20 protein-coding genes and 1 pseudogene are annotated in these 23,683 nt (G+C 68.0%); 10 read left to right on the top strand and 11 right to left on the bottom strand.

The genetic code is table 11. The features are described from left to right. The first annotated feature begins 174 nt into the window (after nt 1-174). A complete protein-coding gene (locus VKZ50_16775; GenBank protein HLJ61381.1) occupies nt 175-540 on the top strand; it encodes a cupin domain-containing protein in 366 nt (121 codons plus the stop codon). An 84-nt stretch (nt 541-624) separates the two neighbouring features. Continuing rightward, on the top strand, nt 625-1,407 hold the full coding sequence (locus VKZ50_16770; protein HLJ61380.1) for a GNAT family N-acetyltransferase: 783 nt from the start codon (nt 625-627) through the stop codon (nt 1,405-1,407). Nucleotides 1,408-1,566: 159 nt separating this feature from the next. Here the strand turns inward: VKZ50_16770 and VKZ50_16765 are convergent, their stop codons facing one another. The 9 genes from VKZ50_16765 to kdpA (VKZ50_16725) all read right to left on the bottom strand — a co-directional run bounded on the left by VKZ50_16765 (nt 1,567) and on the right by kdpA (VKZ50_16725) (nt 12,055). After that, nucleotides 1,567-2,463 carry an ABC transporter permease gene (locus tag VKZ50_16765; protein ID HLJ61379.1) on the bottom strand — a complete coding sequence of 299 codons (897 nt, stop codon included), beginning with the start codon at nt 2,461-2,463 and terminating at the stop codon, nt 1,567-1,569. After that, a complete protein-coding gene (locus tag VKZ50_16760) occupies nt 2,460-3,404 on the bottom strand; it encodes an ABC transporter permease (GenBank protein HLJ61378.1) in 945 nt (314 codons plus the stop codon). The genes VKZ50_16765 and VKZ50_16760 overlap by 4 nt, the downstream gene beginning before the upstream one ends. A 170-nt stretch (nt 3,405-3,574) precedes the next feature. Next, on the bottom strand, nt 3,575-5,191 hold the full coding sequence (locus tag VKZ50_16755; protein HLJ61377.1) for an ABC transporter substrate-binding protein: 1,617 nt from the start codon (nt 5,189-5,191) through the stop codon (nt 3,575-3,577). 202 nt (nt 5,192-5,393) lie between these two features. Further along, nucleotides 5,394-6,221, bottom strand: a complete 828-nt coding sequence (locus tag VKZ50_16750) for an IclR family transcriptional regulator (protein HLJ61376.1) — start codon at nt 6,219-6,221, stop codon at nt 5,394-5,396. A 166-nt stretch (nt 6,222-6,387) separates the two neighbouring features. Continuing rightward, nucleotides 6,388-6,558: a creatininase family protein gene (locus VKZ50_16745; GenBank protein ID HLJ61375.1), complete on the bottom strand. Its 171-nt coding sequence runs from the start codon at nt 6,556-6,558 to the stop codon at nt 6,388-6,390. 168 nt (nt 6,559-6,726) lie between these two features. Then, complete coding sequence (locus VKZ50_16740) at nt 6,727-7,422, bottom strand: response regulator (protein ID HLJ61374.1); 696 nt, start codon at nt 7,420-7,422, stop codon at nt 6,727-6,729. 55 nt (nt 7,423-7,477) lie between these two features. After that, nucleotides 7,478-8,050 (bottom strand): potassium-transporting ATPase subunit KdpC, encoded by a 573-nt coding sequence (kdpC, locus tag VKZ50_16735; GenBank protein ID HLJ61373.1) that lies wholly within the window; start codon nt 8,048-8,050, stop codon nt 7,478-7,480. An 80-nt stretch (nt 8,051-8,130) separates the two neighbouring features. Continuing rightward, on the bottom strand, nt 8,131-10,224 hold the full coding sequence (gene kdpB / locus VKZ50_16730) for a potassium-transporting ATPase subunit KdpB (protein ID HLJ61372.1): 2,094 nt from the start codon (nt 10,222-10,224) through the stop codon (nt 8,131-8,133). Nucleotides 10,225-10,237: 13 nt separating this feature from the next. After that, on the bottom strand, nt 10,238-12,055 hold the full coding sequence (gene kdpA, locus VKZ50_16725; protein HLJ61371.1) for a potassium-transporting ATPase subunit KdpA: 1,818 nt from the start codon (nt 12,053-12,055) through the stop codon (nt 10,238-10,240). Between the two features lie 1,145 nt (nt 12,056-13,200). Between kdpA (VKZ50_16725) and kdpA (VKZ50_16720) the strand changes: the two are divergent. The 5 genes and pseudogenes from kdpA (VKZ50_16720) (at nt 13,201) to VKZ50_16700 (ending at nt 19,562) form a co-directional block, all read left to right on the top strand. Next, a pseudogene (gene kdpA, locus VKZ50_16720) lies at nt 13,201-15,012 on the top strand (potassium-transporting ATPase subunit KdpA). Nucleotides 15,013-15,118: 106 nt separating this feature from the next. Beyond that, the gene (locus VKZ50_16715) at nt 15,119-15,778 is read left to right on the top strand and encodes a cupin domain-containing protein (protein HLJ61370.1); all 660 of its coding nucleotides are present in this window, start codon (nt 15,119-15,121) and stop codon (nt 15,776-15,778) included. Next, nucleotides 15,775-17,280 (top strand): pyridoxal-dependent decarboxylase, encoded by a 1,506-nt coding sequence (locus VKZ50_16710; GenBank protein ID HLJ61369.1) that lies wholly within the window; start codon nt 15,775-15,777, stop codon nt 17,278-17,280. Before VKZ50_16715 ends, VKZ50_16710 begins: the two co-directional genes overlap by 4 nt. Nucleotides 17,281-17,425: 145 nt before the next feature. Further along, the gene (locus VKZ50_16705; protein HLJ61368.1) at nt 17,426-18,838 is read left to right on the top strand and encodes a PQQ-binding-like beta-propeller repeat protein; all 1,413 of its coding nucleotides are present in this window, start codon (nt 17,426-17,428) and stop codon (nt 18,836-18,838) included. A gap of 43 nt (nt 18,839-18,881) precedes the next feature. Then, nucleotides 18,882-19,562, top strand: a complete 681-nt coding sequence (locus VKZ50_16700; GenBank protein ID HLJ61367.1) for a TerC family protein — start codon at nt 18,882-18,884, stop codon at nt 19,560-19,562. On the opposite strand, the gene VKZ50_16695 is transcribed toward VKZ50_16700, so the two are convergent. Then, nucleotides 19,559-20,518, bottom strand: coding sequence for an EamA family transporter (locus tag VKZ50_16695; GenBank protein HLJ61366.1), 960 nt, complete (start codon nt 20,516-20,518; stop codon nt 19,559-19,561). The two genes, VKZ50_16700 and VKZ50_16695, sit on opposite strands and share 4 nt — an antisense overlap. A 198-nt stretch (nt 20,519-20,716) precedes the next feature. Between VKZ50_16695 and VKZ50_16690 the strand changes: the two genes are divergently transcribed. After that, nucleotides 20,717-21,226 carry an Lrp/AsnC family transcriptional regulator gene (locus VKZ50_16690; GenBank protein ID HLJ61365.1) on the top strand — a complete coding sequence of 170 codons (510 nt, stop codon included), beginning with the start codon at nt 20,717-20,719 and terminating at the stop codon, nt 21,224-21,226. 3 nt (nt 21,227-21,229) lie between these two features. Beyond that, a complete protein-coding gene (locus VKZ50_16685; GenBank protein ID HLJ61364.1) occupies nt 21,230-22,636 on the top strand; it encodes a M20/M25/M40 family metallo-hydrolase in 1,407 nt (468 codons plus the stop codon). 45 nt (nt 22,637-22,681) lie between these two features. On the opposite strand, the gene VKZ50_16680 is transcribed toward VKZ50_16685, so the two are convergent. Next, nucleotides 22,682-23,050: a hypothetical protein gene (locus VKZ50_16680; GenBank protein HLJ61363.1), complete on the bottom strand. Its 369-nt coding sequence runs from the start codon at nt 23,048-23,050 to the stop codon at nt 22,682-22,684. Between the two features lie 125 nt (nt 23,051-23,175). On the opposite strand from VKZ50_16680, the gene VKZ50_16675 reads away from it, so the two are divergent. Beyond that, nucleotides 23,176-23,673, top strand: coding sequence for a pyridoxamine 5'-phosphate oxidase family protein (locus VKZ50_16675; GenBank protein HLJ61362.1), 498 nt, complete (start codon nt 23,176-23,178; stop codon nt 23,671-23,673). Nucleotides 23,674-23,683 lie beyond the last annotated feature (10 nt).

Here is a 23,683-nt window from a genome sequence, read left to right as displayed (position 1 = left end):
CAACAGCCGCCGTTCCGTGGGGCGCATGCGACGGACAGTCAGAGGACGCATGGGGACCTCCGCTGCTGCGACGTAGGCTGCGTTGGTTTGTTGCCCTCATCATATCACAGTCCCTCAATCAAGTTGGAGCGGCACTAGACTTCCATACACGGGTGTCCTGGAGGGAGTGACGGTATGGCCTACAACTCCATCAACCTCGGCCAAAAGTTCGGGTTGTTCGCCGAGCAATGGCAGCCGAAGGTCGTCGCGGAAATGAACGACTACCAGTTCAAGGTCGTGAAGGTGCAGGGCGATTTCATTTGGCACGATCACAAGGACACCGACGAGACGTTCATCGTGATCGAAGGCGATCTGCGGATCGACTTTCGCGACGGCGCGGTTCATGTTTCGACTGGCGAGATGTTCGTCGTCCCAAAGGGCGTCGAACACAAACCGTCCGCACAGGCCGAGGTGAAGTTGCTGCTCATCGAACCGCGTGGGGTGCTCAATACCGGACATGCGGGCGGCGAACGGACCGCCAAGAACGATGTGTGGATTTGACGCCGTGTCTTTGGTCGCGGACAGGCACCGGGCGGACCCGATCGGGCCAGACGCTGCGGAGGGAATCGCGCCTAGCGTAGACCCATGAGCGCGTCCGAGATCCTGGCCTTGTACGATGCGCAAATGCGCGCCGCCCCGCCGCCGGAGGCGGGCATGCGCTACGAGCGCGACGGCGCAGTCGTCCGAGCGATCGGCGCCCAAAACTGCATCGTCTTCTCCGATCTCGCCGGGGTCGATGTCCCGGCGGTGATCGCCGCGCAGGTCTCGTTTTTCAGGTCGATCGGCACCGAGGTCGAGTGGAAAGTGTACGGCCACGACCTCCCGGCCGACCTCGGCCGGCAGCTCGCCGCGGCAGGCTTCGTGCCGGGCGATCCAGAGACGCTCATGGTGTTCGATCTTGCCGCGCGCACGCTGCGCGGGGCCGCGCCGGCCGGTGTCGAGATCCGGCGCGTCACCGACGCGGCCGGCCTCGCGGATCTGGTCGCGGTGAGCAGCGCCGCCTTCGGCCGGAACGATGGATGGAAGATGGAGGCGTTCGGTTCGCGCCTGGCCGATGCGTCGCTCGGCCTCTACGTCGCCTACGCCAACGGCGGAGCGGTGTCGGGCGCGCGCGTGGAACTGCCGCCCGGCCGGTCCTTCGCGGGGCTCTGGGGTGGCGGCACTGTCCCCGCCTACCGCAGGCGCGGCATCTACCGCGCCCTCGTCGCAGCCCGCGCGGAGGAAGCACGCCGGCGCGGCTACCGCTATCTCACGGTCGACTCCCGCGACGCCACGAGCCGCCCGATCTTGGAGAAGTTGGGGTTCGTGGCCTTGACCGGCATTACGGGGTGGACGCTGGCCGCGGAAGCGAGCCCCGCACCCGCCTGACGGGCACCGATCGCGCCCGCGTCACCCAGGACGCGCGCAGGACACCCTCGCGCCCCACGTCTGGGCCGTCGGCGGCGCAACGAAGTCTCCCTTCCCCCGCTCCCTCGCCCGCTCGTGGGCTCCGCCGCGCGATGTTGCGACGTGCCGAGCGGATTCGAGCTACCGTCCTTGGGTCCTCGGGTCGAGCACGTCCCGCAAGCCATCGCCAAGCAAGTTGAGCCCGAGCACGCATATCACGATGGCAAGACCGGGGAAGACGGTCATCCACGGCGCCTCAAGCATGTAGTTGCGGCCATCGGCAAGGATGTTGCCCCACGATGGTACGCCGGGTGGCTCGCCAACCCCGAGATAGCTGAGGCCCGCCTCCGTCAACACCGCGTCCGCAAATGTCACCGTGCTCTGGATGATCACCACAGAAATCGCGTTCGGGAGCACGTGGAGAAACGCGATCCGGCTGTCGGTTGCGCCCGCCGACTTGGCCGCCTCGGCAAACAACGCTTCCCGGAGAACGAGTACCTGCGACCGGACGACCCGAATGAGCTGCGGCACGTAGGCGATCGTGAGCGACACGACGACGTTGCTGACGCGGGGCCCCAGGACGGCCATCAAAGCGATCGCCAGCAGCACCGGCGGGATCGCGAGGAGCGCATCGACTACGCGCATGATCACGCCGTCCGCCGCGCGGAAATACCCCGCCACGATGCCAGAGAGAATCCCGAGCGCCGCCGTGGCCATCACGACCAAGCTGCCGACCTCGAGAGACAGCCGCGACCCGTAGACGACCCGGCTAAAAACGTCCCGTCCGAAGTCGTCGGTGCCGAACCAATGCCCCGCCCCGGGCGGATGGAGTCGCACGGCCGGATCCAGGGCGAGCGGGTTCTGCCGGGCGATCCACGGAGCGCCCAGCGCACAGAGGACCACGATGGCAAGCAACGCGGCCCCGGTCATGCCGAGTCGGCTCCGGCGGAACAGGCGGTAGAAGCGCACGCGGGTCGAGCGTGCGGACGGCGCCGCCGATCCCGGAGCCTCGATCGGCACGGAGCGGATCGTGCTCATCCAAACTTGATGCGCGGATCGAGCAGCGCGTAGAGGATGTCCATGCCGACGTTGATAAAGATGTACAGAGTGACAATGTAGAGCAGCACGCCCTGCACCACGGGGTAGTCGCGGTGGAGCACGGCGTTGATGACGAGCAGCCCCACGCCGGGAATGGCAAACACCTGCTCCGTGATGACGAGCCCCCCCAAGAGAATCGCGAAGCTGTTCCCAACCACGGTCATGACAGGGAGGATCGCGTTCCACAACGCGTGCCGCCAAATCACGACCCACTCGGCCACGCCCTTCGCCCGGGCGGTTCGGACGAAATCCTGCGATAGCACTTCAAGCATGCTGGAGCGAGTCATGCGTGCAACGAGGGCCGCGCTGATCAGCCCGAGGGCAAAAGACGGCATCAAGAGCGAGCGAATCGCCCCGATCCAGCTGACGCTCAGGGGGACGTACCCCGCCACCGGCAAGATCCGCAGGTGCACGCCAAAGAAGAAGATGAAGTTCAACCCGAGCCAGAAGCTCGGGATGGACAGCCCGAGCGAGGTGAGCGCGATCGCCATCTGGTCGACCCAGGAGTTCCGGTGCGTCGCGGCGATGATGCCCGCGGGAACGCCGATCAACACTTCGACGACTACCGCCATGAGCGTCAGGAGGAGGGTCGGCTCCACGCGTTGCCAGATCGCGAGCGGCACAGGGATGGACATGAACAGCGATTCCCCGATATCGCCGTGCAGCGCCCGAACGAACCAGCGCTCAAACTGGACGGGGAGCGGCAGGTTCAGATTGAGCACTTCCCGGAGTTGGTTGATCTGCGCCGGGGTGGCGAGCGGGCCGAGCATGTACCCGGCCGGATCGCCGGGCGTGAGATGGACAAGAAAGAACGCAAACGCCGCGACGATGAGGAGCACCGGGATCACGGCGAGGAGCCGGCGGATGATGAATCCGGTCACGCGTTGCCTCGGGTTCCAACCGGATCTGCGAAGGACGTCGTCATCGATGCCCGCCGCGTGTCTGAGGTCCGTGGTCCGTGCTCGCGGTGCACGCCGGCGTCCCGTCTTCGAACGATGCGTCTACCGCGCAGACAGATGGGACGCCTGCGCGGTAGACGGCGATCCGGCCCTCAACTCGCGAGCCAGAGATTCCAGTACGGAGGATAGTCGACCGCCGTAAAGCCTTGGACCCTGTTCTGAATGACAAAGTAGTCGTAGAAGTCGCCCACCTTGACCGCGACGACCTCATCGTAGAACAGTTGCTGGATCGACGACCAGGCCGCCTTGCGGTCGGCAAGCGAGACGCTCCCTTCGAACTTCTCCATCGCTGCCGCCTTCTTCGGGTCCGTCCACCAACCCGGCCAGCCGTCGGAAACGAACGCGTCCATCGCCGGGGGAATCGCGGGGGCTCCTCCCATGCCGGTCTGGAAGACGTCGTAGACGTCCGGCTGCGCCCGCCGCTGAACAACGGTCGCCCAGTCGAGGACCTGCTGGTCGACCTTGAACCCCACGGCCTCGAGTTGCGCCTTCGCGACGGTGCTCCCCTTGTACATGTAATCGTAGTTCTTGGTCGTCAGCCACACGAGCGGCTGGCCTTTGTAGCCGGCCTCCTGCAACAGCGCCTTCGCCCCAGGGATGTCCTGGTGGTTAAACACGTCTGCGCCGGTCTTGTCATCCTCGTACGCCAGATACCCGATCGTCGGCGAGGCAATGCTCCAAAACTCTTGCGGCCCGAAGGCCGCTTCCATGATGGGTTTGCTGTCGATCGCCTTACGAAACGCTTGGCGCATCTTGAGGTCCGTGAACATTCGTGCCTTCTTGTTGAGATTGAAAATGAACCACTCGCTCGGTTTGAGGAACGCGACGTGCAGGCTGGAGATGCTTTTCACCTGCGCGTACTGATCCGGCGGCACCGAGAACGCGATGTCGTACTGTCCGGACTGCATTCCCGCCAACCGAGTGTTGGCATCGGGGACCGGAAGGATATCGATCTGGTCCGCGTAGGCCATCCGCTGGCCGGCGTAGCCGCTGCCCGGCTGCCTCACGGGCACATACTTATCCCACCGCACGAGGCGGAGGTAGGCGTCAGGTTTCCACTCTTTGAACATGTAGGGCCCGGTGCCAATGTATTCCTGGACGGGCTTGTCTCCGTACTTATCGAGGATCGCTTTCGGCATCACGGCCGCCATGGCGTTGGCCGAGGCCAAGTAGGTCGGCAGCAGACCGAGTGGCCGGGAGAGCTCGATCACGACCGTGTGCGCGTCTTTAGCCGTAATGCTCTTGACGGCGGATGCGCTCGATTGTCCGAGCGGCGCAAGCTTGAGCCACCGTTGGAGCGAGGCGGCAGCATCGGCCGCCGTCATCGGCGCGCCGCTGTGAAACAGGACGTTCGTGCGCAGCGGGAGCGTCAGCGTGAGATTCCCATTCGACCACTGCGCTCCCGCGGCGAGCATCGGCTGCGCGTTGCCGCTGCTGTCCAGGGCAAAGAACCCCTCGAAGATCCCCTGCGTGTCGTTCGTCACGACGTCCGCCGTCGACGCCATGATATCCAACGTCGGGGGGTCACCCACTTGCGCCACCTTGAGCGTGCCGCCCTTCACCGGAGTACCGGCTGCCGCTTGTGCCGTGGGCAGCGCACCGGCGGGCCATCCTCCGCGTAGAGCAGTTCCGAGTCCGCCCGCGGCGCCGAGCACGGCCAGCCCGCCGTCTCGCAGCATCTTCCTTCGGGTCCACATGGAACTACCCATCGGGAATCCTCCTCCTTTGCGCTCCGCTGTCCGCGGCGCGGGCGACAACACCCTCTCGCCGTGTTCTACTGAGTGAAACGCCTGGATCAGTTTGACCCTGCGGATTCCCGCTTCGGTTTCTGAACTCCTCCCGGCGAAGAGGGCTCGCCTGAGCGTTCGTCTGGACCCCGCCCGGCGCGGCCGCGCCCGCGGGGACCACGTGTCACTGAGAGCGCACCCGCGCGGAGCGTCGCATCGCGGGGTCATGATGCCCCATGGCGCGAGAGATCGCCTTGCACGACCTCACCAACGCCTGCACCGCTCGGTGCCGTACGATCTGCATCCGATCGGCGGGCCCCGAGATGCTGAGGGCAGCGATGACGCGGTCGTTCACCCCCTCAAAGATCGGCGCCCCAAGACAACACGCTCCCGGTTCGTTCTCCGCATCGTCTTCGGAGAATCCGCGGGCCCGCGTGCGGAGCACCTCCCGCTGCCACGCGCTCGGCGTGGTGATCGTCCGCGCGGTGAGTCGAGGGAGTCCCGATGCGCTGACCATGGCCTCACCTTCGGCTCTCGGCAAGAACGCGGCGATGGCCTTGCCCACGGCCGTCGAATGGGCAAAGGCCGTCGTGCCCACCTGCGCGGCCATGCGGAACGAGTGCGGGCTTTCAAGAATCTCGACGTAAAAGATTTGGCCGCCCCGCAGGACGGCGAGGTTCACAGTCTCCCCGAACCGTTCGAGCAACACCCGCATCTGCGGCAGGGCGATCTGCGTCAACGGTTGCGCCTTCATCGAGCGCGAATACCTGGCGCACGCCATGCCGAGTCGATACTCGCCACTCGGCTCCTCGCGATCGACATAGCCCCGTTTCTCCAGCGTGCAGAGAAAGCGGAAGGCCGAGCTCTTCACCATGCGAAGCCGCCGGGCCACGTCGGCCAAGCGCAACGGGGTTCGAGCATCGCGAAGCAATTCGAGCAGATCCAACCCGCGATCGAGCGCCTGGATCCTATACCGCTCAAGCGCGACGCGGGATTGAGCCCCGTTTTTCATGCGAGGCGCTCCTTGGACGCGTCCCCGGAGTGCGGTTCATCGGATGAAACCGCCGTATGACGGCGGTCATGGTACGGGGCGATGCTCGGGCCCGTCAAGGCGACCGACCGCGCCGACGCGCGGTTCGCGCCAGCCTGGCCATCGTACGGGAGGTCGAGATGCGCGCTCAGGATTCTCTCGGCGCGCGAGCCTGCAGCCGATCGCTGATCTCCCACGTTGCCACGGCCTCCAGCAATTGCGCGAGCCGTTCCACCACGGCGTCAAAGAACAACCGCCCCGTCTCTGGGGTCGCCAGCGTGGGGTCACCGACGACGCCGCTTCGGGTAAACCGCTCCACCTCTCATGCGTGGCGGCTACGGCGTGCATGGCACTGTCTCCTTCAGCGCGATCGACGACGAGCGTGTGGTGCCCCGCGCCCTGCCCGCGCGGCACGGTTCACCTCGCCTGGGCAAGCGCCGGTTCCGCTCGAAAACGTTCAGCTCGCTGGCGAGCTGGTGTCGCCGCGTTACGCGGGGACTCGCAGCCGGTACCCGACGCCGGCTTCGGTAAGGATGTACTGGGGCCGAGCGGGGTCCGACTCGACCTTGTGGCGCAGTTTGCTGACGCTGACGCGGAGGAGACTGAGATCGTGCTCGTACGCGGGGCCCCAGACCTCGCGGAGCAGATGCCGGTGCACGCGCACCTTGCCCGCCGAGAGCGCGAGGGCTTTCAGCAACGAGTATCCTACCGGGGTGAGCGCGACCTGCCGGCCCGCCACCGTGACCCGGCGGCGCACGACATCGACGGTCAGGGCGCCGGTCGCGATCACCGCCTCGTTCCCCGACCGGGCTGCGTGCCGCAGCGCGGCCCGCATCCGCGCGAGGAGCTCGAGCGTGCTGAACGGCTTGGTGAGGTAGTCGTCCGCCCCGGCGTCCAGTGCGGCGACTTTGTCGTCGTCCCGATCGCGGACCGAGAGGACCACGATCGGCGTGCTGGACCACTCGCGCAGGCGCCGGATCACGTCGAGGCCGTCCAGGTCGGGGAGCCCGAGGTCCAGGATGACGAGATCCGAGTGCACCGCGCCGGCGGTGACCAACGCCCCCTGGCCGGACGAGGCCTCAAACACCCGGTAGCCGCGCGCCGCGAGGGTGGCGCGGAGCAGCCGGCGAAGCGCTTCCTCGTCGTCGACAACGAGCACGCGCGGCCCGACGGCTCCCTCCATCCACGTGACTCCGCGCCGCGCGGCCGAGTGGCCCCGCCCACAGCGCCTGCGGCGCTTACTTCGCCTGGTCGAGCGCCCGGTTCAGTTCGAGCACGTTCACCCGCGGTTCGCCGAGAATGCCGAACTGCCGTCCCTCGGTGTACTTGACCACGAGTGCGCGCACCGTCTCCACGGGCAGTTTGTGGACCCGAGCCACGCGCGGCACCTGGTAGAGGGCTGCCGCGACGCTGATGTCGGGATCGAGTCCGCTCGCGGAGTTCGTGACGAGGTCCACCGGCACGGGCGCGGTGTTGCCCGGATCCGCCTGGCGAAGCGCCGCCACATTCTGCTTGACCTGGTCGATCAGCGCCTGGTTCGTCGGCCCGAGATTCGAGCCTCCGGACGACGCCGCGTTGTACGCCTGCGGGGACGTCGCCGACGGCCGGCTCCAGAAGTGGCTCGGGTCGGTAAACGGCTGGCCGATCAGCTCAGACCCGACGACCTTGCCGTTGTCGAGGATCAGGCTCCCGTTCGCCTGGTGCGGGAACAGGATCTGCGCGATCCCGGTGATCGCGAGCGGGTAGCACAACCCCGTCAGGATCGTGAGCATCAGGGTCAGCATGACTGCGGGAAGCAGTTGTGCACGCATAATTCATCTCTCCTTAGGAGCGGTGGGTGACCGCCGCTCGAGTGCCGGCCACGGCGTGGTGATCCCGCGGCGCGCGCATCCTACCGAAGCCCCAGCGCCACCAGGATGACATCGATCAGCTTGATGCCGATGAAGGGCGCGATCACGCCGCCGACGCCATAGAGCAGCAAGTTGTCCCGCAGGATCTCGCCCGCGCTCGCCGGGCGGTACTTCACGCCCCGCAGCGAGAGCGGGATGAGCGCGATGATGATGAGCGCGTTGAAGATGACCGCGGACGAAATCGCGTTCACCGGCGTGCTGAGGCGCATGAAGTTCAACGCCGTGAGCGCCGGGTACGTCGACGCGAACGCGGCCGGGATGATCGCGAAGTACTTCGCGACGTCGTTCGCGATGCTGAACGTCGTGAGCGCGCCGCGCGTCATCAAGAGCTGCTTGCCGATCTCCACGACCTCGATCAGCTTGGTCGGGTTGCTGTCGAGGTCGATCATGTTCGCGGCTTCGCGGGCCGGCTGCGTCCCGGTGTTCATCGCCACGGCCACATCGGCCTGCGCCAGCGCGGGCGCGTCGTTCGTGCCGTCGCCGGTCATCGCCACGAGGCGGCCGCCGGTTTGGTAGTCGCGGATCAGCTTGAGCTTGTCCTCCGGCTTCGCCTGCGCGAGGAAGTCGTCGACACCGGCCTCCGCGGCGATCGCGGCGGCGGTCAGCGGATTGTCGCCGGTGATCATGACGGTGCGGATGCCCATCTTACGGAGTTGCAGGAACCGCTCCTTGATGCCGCCCTTCACGATGTCCTTCAGGTAGATGACGCCGAGCACGGATTCGTTCTGGGCCACCACGAGCGGCGTGCCGCCTGCCCGGGCGATCCGGTCGACGATGGCCGAGAGCTCCTGGGGAATCCGGCCGCCGCGCGCCTGCACGTGCTCGACGATCGCCGCCGCCGCGCCCTTCCGGATCACCAGGCCGTCGAAGTCGACCCCGCTCATCCGCGTCTGTGCCGTGAACGGCACGAACGTGGCCCCGTGCGGCGCCTCGTCCGTGCCGGTGCCGACCGTGCGGCCCCGCATCGCGTACTGCTCCTTCGCGAGCACCACGATGCTGCGGCCCTCCGGCGTCTCGTCGGCCAGCGACGCGAGCTGCGCCGTCTCGGCCAGTTGCCGCGCATCCACGCCCTCGACCGGAATGAACTCCACCGCCTGGCGGTTGCCGAGCGTGATCGTGCCGGTCTTGTCGAGCAGCAGCACGTCCACGTCGCCGGCGGCCTCGACGGCGCGCCCCGACAGCGCAATCACGTTCCGCTTGATCATCCGGTCCATGCCCGCGATGCCGATCGCGCTCAGGAGGCCGCCGATCGTCGTCGGGATCAGGCACACCAAGAGGGCTACGAGCACCGTGATCGACACCGGGGTGCCGCGGCCGGCGACGCCGACGCTGAAGACGGAGTACGGGTAGAGCGTTGCGCAGACCAGCAGGAACAGGATCGTGAAGCCGACGAGCAGGATGTTGAGCGCGATCTCGTTCGGCGTCTTCTGCCGGCGCGCCCCCTCGATCAGCGCGATCATGCGGTCGATGAAGCCCTCGCCCGGGTTCGCGGTGATGCGGATCAGCAGCCAGTCGGACAGCACCACGGTGCTCCCGGTGACCGCGCTCCGGTCGCCGCCCGATTCGCGGATCACCGGGGCGCTCTCACCCGTCACGGCGCTCTCGTCCACGGACGCGATCCCTTCGATGACCTCGCCGTCTGCGGGAATCGCTTCACCCGCCTGGACCAGCACGACGTCGCCCTTCCGCAACGCGGTGGACGGCACGGTTTCCGACGGCGCGGTCCGCTCCGGCCGCACGAGCCGCCTGGCGGAGATGGTGCGCCGCGCCCGCCGCAGCGCCTCCGCCTGCGCCTTGCCGCGGCCCTCCGCCAGCGCCTCCGCGAAGTTCGCGAAGACCACGGTGAACCACAGCCAGATCGCGACGCTGCCGATGAACGGCGCGGGCGCCTCGCCCTTCCCGCCGAGTGCTTGGAAGAACAGGATCGTCGTGAGCACGCTGCCGATCTCCACGACGAACATCACGGGGTTCCGGACCTGCTGCCGCGGGTCCAGGCGCAGAAAGGCGTCTCGGATCGCCACCCGCCAGATCATCGCCTGCTGGTGTGCCGCGCGGTGCGCGGTGTCTACGCTCATGCTCTCAGTCTCCTCACTTAAAGGTGGTGCCGGCGGTGAGCAGCAGGTGCTCGACGATCGGGCCGAGCGCCAACACAGGCAGGAAGCTCAACGCCCCCAGGATGATGATCACGGCCACCAGCCACAGCACAAACTGCACCGTGTAGGTGGGCAGTGTCCCCGCGCCCGGGGGCACGACTTTCTTCGCGGCCAGGGATCCCGCGATCGCGAGCACCGGGACAATCTCCCAGAACCGCCCCAGCCACATCACGACCGCGCCGACGTCGTTGTAGAACGGGGTGTTGCCGTTCAACCCCGCGAACGCGCTGCCGTTGTTGTTGCCCATCGACGTAAACGCGTAGAGAATCTCGCTGAACCCGTGCGGGCCCGGGTTCGATACGCCGGCCTTGCCGGCCGCGGTCGCCACCCCAAGCGCCGTTCCGACGAGCACGACCGCCGGCATCACCAGGACGACGATCGTCGCCATTTTCATCTCGAACGCCTCGATCTTCTTGCCGAGGTACTCCGGCGTGCGGCCCACCATGAGGCCGGCCACGAACGCCGCGACGATCACGAGCGCCACCATGTCGTACATTCCGGTGCCCACGCCGCCGTAGATGATCTCGCCGAGGTGCATCATCACCATCGGCACCATGCCGGCGATCGGCGTGTACGAATCGTGCATCGAGTTGACCGACCCGTTCGACGTGGAGGTCGTTGAGACGGCCCACAACGCGGAATCGACCGGACCGAAGCGAACCTCCTTGCCCTCCATGTTCCCGCCCGGCTGCAGCGGGCTCGCGGCCTGATCGACGCCGAGCGAATGGAACAGTGGATTGCCGGCCTGCTCGAACCCGACGGCCACGCCGATCGCCGGGAGGAAGCAGATCGTCATCGCCGCAAGCAGTGCCCAGCCCTGGCGCGTGTCCTTCACCATCCGGCCGTACGTATAGACGATCGCCGCGGGAATCAGCAGGATCGCGAGCAGCTCCAGGAAGTTCGAGAACGGCGTCGGGTTCTCGTATGGATGAGCCGAGTTCGCGTTGAAGAACCCGCCTCCGTTCGTGCCGAGCTCCTTGATCGCCAGCTGCGACGCCACGGGCCCGATGGCGATCTGCTGCTCCGTCACCTTGATGGTCTTGGTCTTCGGCTGGCCCTTGGCGTCGAGCACGGGCTTGCCGCTGGCGTCCGTGATCGGCTGCTCGTACGAGGTCGGTTCCATCAAGGTCGCCGTCTTGTACGGCGACAGCGTCTGCGGGAGACCCTGCCACGCGAGCAGCAGCGCCAGGACGATGGCGAGCGGCATCAAAATGTACAGGACGCCGCGCACCGTGTCGACCCAGAAGTTGCCGATCGCCTTGGCCGAGCGGCGCGTCAGCCCGCGGATCAGCGCCACGAGCACCGCCATCCCCACGGCGGCCGACGTGAAGTTTTTCACCGTCAGCCCGGCCATCTGACTCAGGTCGCTCAGCGTGCTCTCCCCGCCGTAGTTCTGCCAGTTCGTGTTCGTCGCGAACGACGTGGCCGTGTTGAACGCCAGACTCGGATCGACCGCGCCGATGCCCTGCGGGTTCAACGGCAGCACGCCCTGCAGCCGCTGCAGCGCGTAGAGCAGCAGCATCCCGACGATGGTGAACGCAAGCAGGGCGATCGTGTACGTCTGCCACGGCATGTCGGCCTCCGGATCGATGGCGCAGATCCGGTACAGCCACCGCTCGAACGGCTGCAGGAAGCGGTCGAAGATGGTTCGCTCGCCCTCGTAGACCTTTGCCATGTAGGTGCCGAGGGGTTTGACGAGCAGGAAGACGACGACGAGGACGAGGAGAATGCGGGCGATTCCGACGCTCGTCATACAAACCACTCCGGCTTCAGCAGCGCGCAGATCAGATATCCCAGCAGGGCGATCGACAGCACGCCTGCAATCACGACCATGTCATCACCGTCCCATGAGCCGATCGAGGCCCTCGACCATCCACACGCACGAGAAGACGAACAGCAACGCGAGCGCGATGAGCTCCACGTCCGCCACGGACGATCCCCTCCCCGATCCCCACTCTCAGCCGTCGCACCGGGCGCCGCCTGGCGTGCCCCACCCGAAACGCCGCGCCCGGGGCACCCTGCTATTGCGCCACGATATCACGAACCGCGTTACGGAGCCATTACCTTGGGGGCGGATGGGATTAATGTTTTGTTAATCCTGCGCCGTGGCGGCGGTCCGGGTGCCCAGGGCACCACCTGGGACGGGGCGCGGGGCGGCGCAGCGTGCGGATCCGCAGCATCTCCTCGACGTAGGGGCGCGCGGACTCGCACGTCGCGCACGAATCGAGCGCGCTCGTGTCCGCGATGACGCATCCCAGGAGGATCGTCTCCCACAGCTCCGCTAGCCAGTTCCGCAGGCCGCCCGTGCACCGGGACACTCTGGACACGGCCGTCGCGCCACCTGCGCTCATCTCATCATCTCGGTCAACGTCTTTCACCGACCCGCCCCGTCCGCGATACCGCATGCACCATACCACCAACCGCCGTTACGGGGGCATTACGGCGGGTAGCGCTGCCATTAACGACCGATTACATTCGGCGGCGGGCCCCGCGGAGAGAATCGTAATGGCTTCGTAGCGGTGGGAAGCAATACATTAACGCCGCCGCCACAGCGATCCGTGGTAGGATGGCGCGGGAGCGTTGGGACCACGATGTCCGCCGCGCACGGGAGCGCTCCCGAATGGATCTCAACACCGTGCGCGGCGCAATGATGAGGTGATGGTCGTGTCAGACGCACTGCTTGTCGGCGTCGTCCTGTTATGCCTGGGGTCGTGCCTGCGGATCGTCAACAGGCGCCCGAAACCCCGGTCGATCCTCGCACTGCGCAGCGCCGGTATCGCCTCAAGATCCCCCGCGCCGACGACCCGTCGGTAAGCGCCGCCGGCGCCGTGCAATCCGCCACGCAGTGAGCGCTGTTCACACCTCCCGCGCACCTTTCTTCGAGTTGCCGTGGTGCAGTTGACTACGATGGGCTGGCTCCAGATCGCCGTCGTGCTGGCCGTGCTGTTATTGTCGGCCAAACCCCTCGGGGCCCACATCGCTCGCGTGTACGAAGGTGAGCGAACGTGGCTCGACCCGGTCCTGCGGCCGGTGGAACGCCTCTTGTACCGGTGGGCGGGCGTACGGCCGGAGCAGGAGATGGACTGGCAGACGTACACCACGGCGCTCCTCGCCTTCACCCTCGTCGGCATGATCCTCCTGTACGCGATGCTGCGGTTGCAGGCCGCGCTGCCTCTCAACCCCCAGCGGTTCCTCTCGATCGACCCCGTGCTCGCCTTCAACACCGCCGCCTCCTACGTCAGCGCCACGGAGTGGCAGAACTTTGGGGGCGAGTCGGCGATGAGCTACCTGACGCAGATGGCGGGGTTCGTCCCGAAGGCGTTCGTCTCCGGCGCCGGGATGGCGATCATGGTCGCGCTGTTCCGCGGGCTCGCGCGCGCGTCGGGTCGGACGATCGGGAACTTCTGGGTGGATCTCGTCCGCGGGACGCTGTACGTCTTCCTGCCGCTCGCCGCGGTGTTCGCCCTCTTCCTCGTGTCCCAGGGCGTCGTCCAGACGCTCTCGCCGTACCAGACGGCGACGTTGATGGAGTCGACCGCGTACGCGCAGCCGGTCACCGACGCGAACGGGAAGCCGGTGCTGGACGCCCAAGGGCACCGGAAGACCACCACGGTGAAGGTGACCGAGCAGCAGATCGCGCTGGGCCCCGTGGCGTCGGACGTCGCGATCAGGCAGTTCACGAACGGCGGCGGCTTCACCAACGCAAACTCGGCCCACCCGTTCGAGAATCCGACGCCGCTGTCCAACTTCTTTGAGACGATCGCGATGGCCCTGATCCCTATCGCGTCGTGTTACACGTTCGGCCGGATGGTCGGCAACACGAAACAGGGCTGGGCGCTGCTCGCCGCGATGTCACTCATCTTCGTGCCGCTGCTCGTGGGGGCCGTGAGCGCCGAGCAGGCGGGTAACCCGCTGTTGACCCCGGCCGGCGTCGACCAGCGGGCAACGGCGGCGCAACCAGGCGGCAACATGGAGGGCAAGGAGGTGCGCTTCGGGATTGCCGCCTCGGCGCTGTGGACAACGCTCACGACCGCGGCGTCAAACGGCTCGGCGAACTCGAACTACGACTCCTACACACCGGCCGGAGGGGTCGTCCCGCTGTTCCTGATGCACACTGGCGAGGTCATCTACGGCGGCATCGGGTCCGGGCTCTACGGAATGCTCGTGTACGTGCTCGTCGCGGCGTTTGCGGCCGGCCTCATGATCGGCCGCAGCCCCGAGTACCTCGGCAAGAAAATCGAGGCGTTCGAGATTAGGATGGCGACCCTGGTCGTCCTCATCATGCCCGCGGTGGCCCTGACCGCCACCGCGGTCGCCGTGTTGACCGCGGCGGGCCGCGCTCGCGTGTCCAACCCGGGGCCGCACGGATTCAGCGAGATCTTGTAGGCGTTCACGTCCATGTCCAACAACAACGGGAGCGCGTTCGCCGGGCTGAACGGGAACACGCCGTTCTACAACATCGTCGGCGCCGCGGTCATGCTGGCTGGGCGATTCTGGGTGGCGATCCCGGCACTGGCGATCGCCGGATCGTTGGTCGGGAAGCGACAGTGGCCTGCCAGCGCGGGCACGCTCCCGACGCACACGTGGCAGTTCGTCCTCTGGCTCGCCGCGGTGCTCATCATCGTCGGCACGCTGAGCTTCCTGCCCGCATTGGCTCTGGGTCCACTCGTGGAACACCTGCTGATGGACGCCGGCACGACGTTCAAGTAACCGCGCATTAGGCGGGTCGTGTCTCGGGGACCAAGGGTGGAAGGCCTGCGACGGCGACCTCCCTCTTGCCATGGTGCACTATAACGGATAAAATCCCCTATTGAAGATGCCGAAAGCGCCACGAACGGCACTCAGATTCGCAAACGGCCTGGATCTTGCCGATCTCGGCGAGCGCATCCGGCAGGAGCGGGTGCGCCGCCGTTTGTCGCTCGAGGAGCTCGCCGCCGCCTCCGGCGTGAGCCGCAGCATGCTGTCCGCCGTGGAGCGAGGCGGGAAGGTCCCCACGGTGCTCGTGCTCGACCGGATCGCAACAGGACTTGGGACCAGTATCGCCCGTCTGCTCGGGCAGGAGCGCGCGGCGCGGGTGGTCCTGTTGCGGCGGGCCGAACAGGACGTGGCCCGCGATCCGAGCGGCTGGGAGCGGCGCATCCTGTCGCCCGTGCTCCCGGGCGTGGAGTTCGAGTTCATGCGGACGACGATTCCCGCCGGCGTCGACGCCGGCGCGTTCTCCCCGCACGCGCCCGGGTCCCGCGAGTACGTCGCGGTCGAGTCGGGCACCCTGACCCTCACGATCGACGGGGCGCCGTATACGCTCCATGCCGGCGACAGCATCTACTACGACGGCGATTGCGTGCACGCGTTCGCGAACGACGGCAGCGCGCCGTGCGCGTACTATCTCGCGATGGAGGTCAGCGGTGCGCTTGCGCCATCCGCCCACCATGCCATCGGAGGCGGGGGCGGGCAGAAGAGAGGAGCGCGATCATGAGACCGAGCGGGCGACGGCAGGCAGACGGCGGCGCAGCCCCTGGGCTCCCCCCCGAGGAGTTCCGGCGCCTCGGCCACGCGGTCGTGGATCTGGCCGCCGACCATCTCGCCGGCGTGAGTGAGCGTCCCGTGTTCCAGCCAATGACGCCGGAGGAGCGGCGCGCGCTGCTCGAACAGCCGCTCCCGGACGACGGCATGCCGCCCGAGGCGATGCTCCGCCAGTTTGCGGAAACGATCCTCCCCCACCCGATGGGCAACGGGCATCCGCGGTTCTTCGGTTGGGTCAACTCCCCGCCGTCCCCGGTGGGCGTGCTCGCCGAGATACTCGCGGCGGCGATGGACCCGAGCTGTGCCGGCGGCGACCATGCCGCCATTTACCTGGAGCGCTGCGCGGTTCGATGGTTGATGGAGCTGCTGAGCTTTCCCACCGAGGGCAGCATGGGCCTGCTCGTCAGCGGCGGCTCCATGGCCTCGCTGACGTGCCTGGCCGTGGCCCGGCACCGGGCCGTCGCGATGGCGGGGGGCGACGTCCGCGCCGCGGGCCTCCGGGGAACGAACGCGCCGCTCGTCATGTACCTGTCCGAGGAAGGCCACGCTTGCATGCGGAAGTCGGCCGAGCTGCTCGGGCTGGGCGCCGCCGCCGTCCGCACCGTCCCGGTGGACGGGGCGTTCCGCATGGACCTCGCGGCGCTCCGCACCGCGGTCACAGACGATCGTGCGCGCGGCCGCGTGCCGTTTTGCGTATGCGCGAGCGCCGGCACCGTGAGCACCGGGGCGATCGATCCGCTCGACGCGCTGGGCCAGTTCTGCGCGGCGGAACGCCTCTGGTTCCACGTCGACGGCGCGTACGGCGCGGTCGGCGTGCTCGACCCGACGGTGGCGCCGCAGTACGCCGGCATGAGTCGCGCGGACTCGCTCGCCCTCGACCCGCACAAGTGGCTGTCCGTCCCCGTGGAGTGCGGGTGCGCCCTGCTCCGCGACGGCCGCCTGCTGCGCGAGACGTTCAGCCTGGTGCCGCCGTATGTTCAGACCGAGGAAGGCAGAGGCTTCGGCGGGCTGCCGTGGTACTCGGAGTACGGCTTCCAGCAGACGCGGGGGTTCCGCGCGCTCAAGCTCTGGATGACGCTCCAGCATCTGGGACGCGGGGGCGCGGCGGCGCACATCGCGCGGCACAACGCCCTGGCGCGCCGCCTCGCCGGTTTGATCGACGCCGCACCCGATCTCGAGCGAATGGCCCCGGTCACGCTTTCGATCGTGTGCTTCCGCTACAACCCGCCGGGATGGTCGCAGGACGACCCTCGTCTGGACGAGCTCAACAAGGCGATCATGCAGGAGACACAGGCCGGCGGCGAGGTCTTCGTGACGAACGCGGCGCTCCGAGGCCGCTTCGTCCTGAGGGCGTGCGTCCTCCACTACGGGACGACCGAGGACGATCTTGCGGCGCTGCTGGCCGTGATCCGCCGCACCGGCGCGAGGCTCGCGGCCTCGCTTCCGGCAACATAGCACGGCCTCCGGGCGGCGACCGTCGCAGAGGCAGGACCCCGGAGCACGCGGAGCAAACCTCCGAGAAGGACCGATCGCCCGCCGCTTCCCGGCGTGCTTGAGTCGTGCCGCGATTCAGGTCGGATCGGCGTGCCCTCTTCCGAGCATGCGACACGCGTTGCGGATCATCGCGATCTGTACGGCCCTCGCCGGCCTCGTGCTCGGCGGGCCCGCAGGCGCCGCGCCGCCGGAGCCCACCTGGCCCATGCGCAACCGCGACTACGCGGCGACTGGGTCTGATCCTGCAGCGGGCATCGACCGGACCAACGTGACCATGCTGCACCCCCGGTGGCGCTTGGCGGCGGACGATGCCATTCCCGACGCCGCCGCAATCGGGACCGATACCGCGTTCGTGGGGTCCGCGCGGGGGACGCTGTACGCAGTCGAGCTCGCGACGGGGCGGCCTCGCTGGCAGGTATCGCTGGGGGCGCGGCCGTTTTCGGCCTACGGGTTTGACTCGCTCGGGATCGGGAGCACGCCGGCGCTGGCGAATCACCGCGTGTACACCGCCACCGCGCTCACCGACGTCTTCTGCCTCGACGACGCGACCGGCGGGCTGATGTGGCGCACGCACGTGGGCAACCCGAGCGTCGGCGAGGTGATCTGGTCCGCGCCGCTCGTGTGGCGAGGCCGCGTCTACGTCGCCATCGACGGCACGATCGACGAACCGATCCGCGCGCGCGTCATCGCCCTGGACGCCGCCACCGGCGCGGTCGATTGGGTGTATGTGATTCCCCAGTACGCCAGCGGCGGCGGAGCCGGGGTGCTCGCGAGCCCGGGGTTGGATCCCGCCACCGGCACGCTCTTTGTGACCACCGGGAATCCCTCGCCTGGCAACGATCCGCCCCCGGGCCCCGACCCTGGGTCGGACTCGATCCTGGCGCTCGACGCCGCCACGGGCCACCTCAAATGGGCGTTCGGACCGACGCACCCGCACGACACTCAGGATCTCGACTTTCTGTCGACGCCAAACGTGTTTGCCCTCCCGCAGGGCACGGTCGTTGGAGCCGGAGAGAAGGATGGGGTCTACTACGTGGTCGACGCGCGCACGGGCCGGCTCGTCTGGAAGACGTCCCTGACCACACCGCAGCGGGGCGCCGTCGTCACCGGGAGCGCCGCGATGGCCGGCGGCCGGATCTTCGTCGGCACGCAGGACTATCCGCCGTCGGCCAAAGGGTTCACCCCAGACCTGCCGGGACGCCTCGTGGCCCTCGATGAGGCGACGGGCCGGATCGTCTGGACGCTCCTCGGTCCCAAGCAGGTCCTCGGCGCGCCGGCCGTCGCGCGCGGCGTCGTGTTTGCGGCCGACTACTCGGGGACGGTTTGGGGCGCCGACGCGGACACCGGACGAGTGCTGTGGCGCGGCGCGGTCGGCGGATTCACGTTCAAGGGTGGTCTCTCGCTGGCGCCCGGCCTGCTCCTCGTCGGAGCGGCGTCGCCCGCGAACGCCCTCGTCGCGTTCGGCATCGCTCAGTCCGGCCGATCGTCCCCGCACCTCGGCATCGCACTTCGGCCGTGATCGGTCCTGACCGCGCCGGTCGCGCGCGAGCGCGTCTTGTGTGATGGCGCTCTTCGACCCCGAGTTCTGGGCGCGCGGGCTCGGCATCGTGTTGATCGACCTGGCACTCGCCGGCGACAACGCGCTGGTGATCGCGCTCGCCGTGCGCACGCTGCCGCGTCATCAACAGACCCGAGGCCAGGTGTGGGGCGCCGTCGGCGCGGTCGCCCTCCGCGTCGGCTTCATCGTGGTGGTCACCTTCCTGCTCAACATCCCGCTGCTGCAGCTCGCCGGGGGCGTGGTACTCATGGCGATCGCAGTCCGGCTCACCCGGCACGAGACCGGCATCGAACACCAGGCCCGTGCCGGGGCCACGCTGATCCAGGCCGTCGGCATCATCGTCGCCGCCGACGTGATTATGAGCCTCGACAACGTTCTCGCGGTGGCCGCCGCCGCCCGTGGGCGCTACGGGCTCGTGGTGGTTGGGGTCGGGTTGTCGCTGCCCCTCGTCGTGTGGGGGAGCAGCCTGCTCGCCAGGCTCATGCACCGGCAGTCGTGGATCGTGTGGCTCGCGGGCGGCGTGCTCGGCTACGTGTCAGGGGAAATGATCCTCCGGGATCCGCTGATCGACGGGTGGCTGGGGCCGGCGCTGGCCGGCGCGCTCCGCGTTCCAGTCCCCTTGGTCGCCGGTATCGCGCTTGCCTGCTACGGATGGTGGACGGACCAGCGATCGCGATCGTACTAGAGGCTGCGAACGCCGGCCGGCGCCGCAGAAGGATCCTGGGAACCCACGGTCGCGGCCCGGCCCGTCGCCGTCCCGGGCCCGTTTGCCGGCGCGCGGTTCGCCATCGCGATCCCCGCGATGACGAGCAGCGTGCCCCCGATCAGCCGCGCATTGACCGGTTCGCCGAGGAACAGAACCCCCAGCACCAATCCAATCACCGGAAAGACGTAAGCCACCGCGGTCGCGCGTGTGGCTCCCCACGCGCTGATCAGGTAGTAGTACAGGAGGTACGCGAGACAGGACCCGAGCAGGCCCAGCCACACGAGGGCGAGCCACGTGATCGGCAGGTGCGGGAACCGCACAGGGCGTTCCACGACCGGAACGGCGAGCCAGAGCATCACGTTGGCGGCGAGTACCGCGGCCGTGGCCTGGAGCACGGGCGGTTGGCCGCGAAGGTATCGCCGGGCGAACGTGGCCGCCACCGCGTAGCTAAGTGCGGCGACGAGCACGGCGGCCTGGCCCACGAGGCCGCTCTGTAGCACGCCGGAGCCGAGGTCGCGGCTCATCAGCACCACCACGCCCCCGAACCCCAGCGCGAGACCGGCGGCGCGGCCCCGGGTGATCTTCTCATCGTGCAGCCAGAAGTGGGCGATGACGAGGGCGAACAGCGGCGTCGTGCCGTTGAGGATCGCCGCGAGACCCGACGGGATCCGTGTCTCTCCCCACGGGATCAGCGCGAAAGGCAACGCGGTATTCAGCGCGCCGAGCATGATCAACCGCCCCCACAGACCGCGATCGCGCGGAAATGGCTGCCGCATCGCGCGCACGACCACGAGCAACCCGGCGAGCCCGAACAGGAGCCGAAACGCCGCGAGCGTCACCGGGCCCGTATCGGCCACCGCGATCTTGATCCACAGAAACGACGACCCCCAGATCGTTCCGAGCAACCAAAAGGCCGCCCATTCGCGCACCCTCATGCCGCACGGCACCTCCGTCGCCCTGATGCAAGCCGATCACAGCGTACACGCGCCCTGCCGTCGGAATCTATCCGATCTTGCGCCGCGAACTCCCCCACCCTTCCCAACTTTGGTTGTAAAGGAGATTCCCCTAAAATACAATAGGAGAACACAGGCGATAACGGATAATCGACGATACAGTCGCGTGGAGGACTTCGCATGGCTTTGACTTCCAAAGTCGATCTCGATGGCACAGATTGGCGGTTGCTTCACGAGTTGCAGGGGAGCGCCCGCCTGACGTACGCGGAGTTAGGGCGGCGCGTCGGCCTGACCCAACCGGCGGTGGCGGAGCGGGTGCGGCGGCTCGAGGAAGCGGGCGTGATTACCGGGTACCACGCCGAGACGGACCCGCGCGCGCTCGGCCGTCCGCTGCTCGCGTTCGTGCGTGTGACGTTCGCGCGAGCCGAGCGGTCCGCCGCGCTGGGTGCGGCCGTGCAAGAGTGGCCGGAGGTGATCGAATGCCACCGCATCACCGGTGAGAATTGCTACATCATGAAGATCGCGCTCACGTCCGTGGAGCATCTCGAGGCGTTCATCAACCGCGTCACGCAGTACGGACAACCCATCACGTCGCTCGTCCTGTCGTCGCCGGTGTCGCGCCGGACCCTCGGGCCCGCCGAGGCCCCGCCGCCCGACGACGCATCGATCGCGAGCCCGGGAGGCGCGTGATCGATGGACACACCCACGAACGCGCCGATCCTGCGGGCCGTCCGGGCGCGTCAGGACGAGTTCGTCGCGACACTCTTCCGGCTGCTGCGCCAGCCGTCGATCAGCACCCAGAACATCGGCGTGGCCGAGTGCGCAAACCTCGTGAAGGCGGTGCTGGAGGAGCACGGGCTGGCCGCGCGCCTGCTCCCGACCGGCGGGCATCCGGTGGTCTACGCCGAGCGGCGCGTTTCAGAGGACGCGAACACCCTCCTCATCTACGGCCACTACGACGTGCAGCCGCCCGAGCCGCTCGATGCCTGGCTGAGCCCCCCGTTCGACCCGACGCTACGAGACGGGCGGATCTATGCGCGGGGCGCCGGTGACAACAAGGGGCAGTTCCTCGCGCACGTCCTCGCGCTGCGTCTGCTGGACGAGTTGGGGCGCCCGCCCCGGCTCAACGTCAAATTCCTGATCGAGGGCGAGGAGGAGAACTCGAGCCCGCATCTGCCCGCGTTTGTCGCGGCGCACGCGGGCTCGCTTCAGGCCGACGCGCTGTTCGCGGCCGACGGCCCGATGCACCTGTCGAATCGGCCGATCGTCTTCTTCGGTCTGCGCGGGATTCTCACGATGGAGCTGGAGGCCGTCGGGCCGAACCGCGACCTGCATTCGGGCAACTTCGGCGGCCCGGTGCCGAATCCGATCTGGACGCTGGTCGAACTGCTCGGCACCATGCGGTCCCCCGAGGGGCGCACCACGATCGACGGGTTCTACGATCGCGTCGTCCCGCCGACGGCCTACGAACGCGACGCGATGGCGCGCATTCCGTTCGACGCGCGCGCCTCCAAGGCGGATCTGGGCATCGAGGAGTTCGCCGGCCCCGCGAACGTCTCGTACTTCGAGAAGATCATGTTCCAGCCGACGCTCAACATCACCGGCATCGCGGGTGGGTACGCTGGCGCGGGCTCCAAGACGGTCATTCCGTCACGCGCCGTGGTCAAGCTCGAGACACGCCTCGTGTCCGACCAATCTCCCGACGAGATCTTCGCCAAGATCGAGCGCCACGTCCGCGTGCACGCGCCGGAGGTCGCGATCCGCAGCCTCGGGGGCACGCTGCCCTCGAAGACGTCGCCCGAGCTGCCGGTCTCCCGCGCGATCACGGAGGCGATCGCCGGCGCCTACGGCGTTCCGCCGGTCGTGATGCCGGTGCTCGGCGCCTCGGGGCCGAACTTCCTGTTCACCGACGTGCTCCGCATGCCAGCGATCTGCGCGACCTACGGGCCGCCCGATGAGAACAACCACTCGCCCAACGAGAACATGACGATCGAGTCGTTCCTGAACGGCATCTGTGCCAGCGCGTTCGTGCTCGAGCGCGTGGCGGCGATGCCACGGGCCTCGCTCACGGCACCGCCCGCGGACCCGCCGACGCCCTAGCCGAAGTGCGTGTGCGAGGTCCCGAACGGCTCCGTGCGGGACGCGCTACGCACGCGCGCGCTTGATCTTGGCGGCCAACCGCTCCGCCAGGAGGATCGCGACGACGCCGACCAGCAGGTGCAAGACCCGGATCACCCAGTGGGCGCCTCCGGTCATGAGCCGTGTTTGCGTGAGCCCGAGGACGAGCACGAACACGCCCCACAGCGCGGCCAGAGGAATCGACCGCGACCGGACGTGCGCGGCCGCGGCCAGCGCGGCCAACGCCCACAAGAGGAGCACGACCACCACGCCGACCAGCATGTGCACGGGGACGAACCGCAGCGCGCGGCCCCACCAGAAGGCCAGTCCCAGGACGAGCAGAATCACCCACGCCAGCCGGAAGAGCATGAGGAGTGCTGTTGCTGCGCCCCGCATCCTGTTCGCCACCTCCTCGTGAGAACGACGCACGACATTCTGGATGATATCATCTTAGCGCCGCGGTGCACGCCGGCGAGCCTCGTCACATCGAACATCTCGGCACCGCGCGGCGGGGGTGAGGAATGGACGACAGCATCCGCGTCCTGATCGAGATCCAAACCCGCAGCTACGACCGGGCGGGATCGGGGATCCGGGAGTCGTACCCGCGGACGAGCGCGATGGACGCCGCACGGCTCGCTGCGTTCCTCGAGCGCAAGGTCTACGCGGTGCTGGCCACCGGGAGGCCCGACGGCCGGCCCCACGCCGCTCCGATCGCATTCTCCGTCTGGGGCGGCGCGTTCTGGATCGCCACGGTCGCCGGAACCCGCCTGCGCAATCTGCGCGCCCGGCCGTTCGCGTCGATCGTGGTCGCGGACGGCGATGTCCGGGCCCAGCACCGCGCGGTCATCGCGGAGGGCCCGGTCGTGATCCACGACGGGAGCGAACTTGCCGGCGTGAGCGCCGAATTCGCGGAGGACTGGCGTGCCCGCCACGGGTCCCTGCCGGCGTGGGCCGCCGCGCTGTTGGAGCTGCGTCCCGAACGGGTCTTCTCGTTCGACGGGACGCTCGAGGCCCCGTGACGAGACCGCG

The organism is bacterium (assembly GCA_035295165.1).
Classification (GTDB): Bacteria; Sysuimicrobiota; Sysuimicrobiia; order Sysuimicrobiales; family Segetimicrobiaceae; genus JAJPIA01.
The sequence above is the reverse complement of the archived record's forward strand: the minus strand, read 5'-3'. Positions and strand labels throughout refer to the sequence as shown.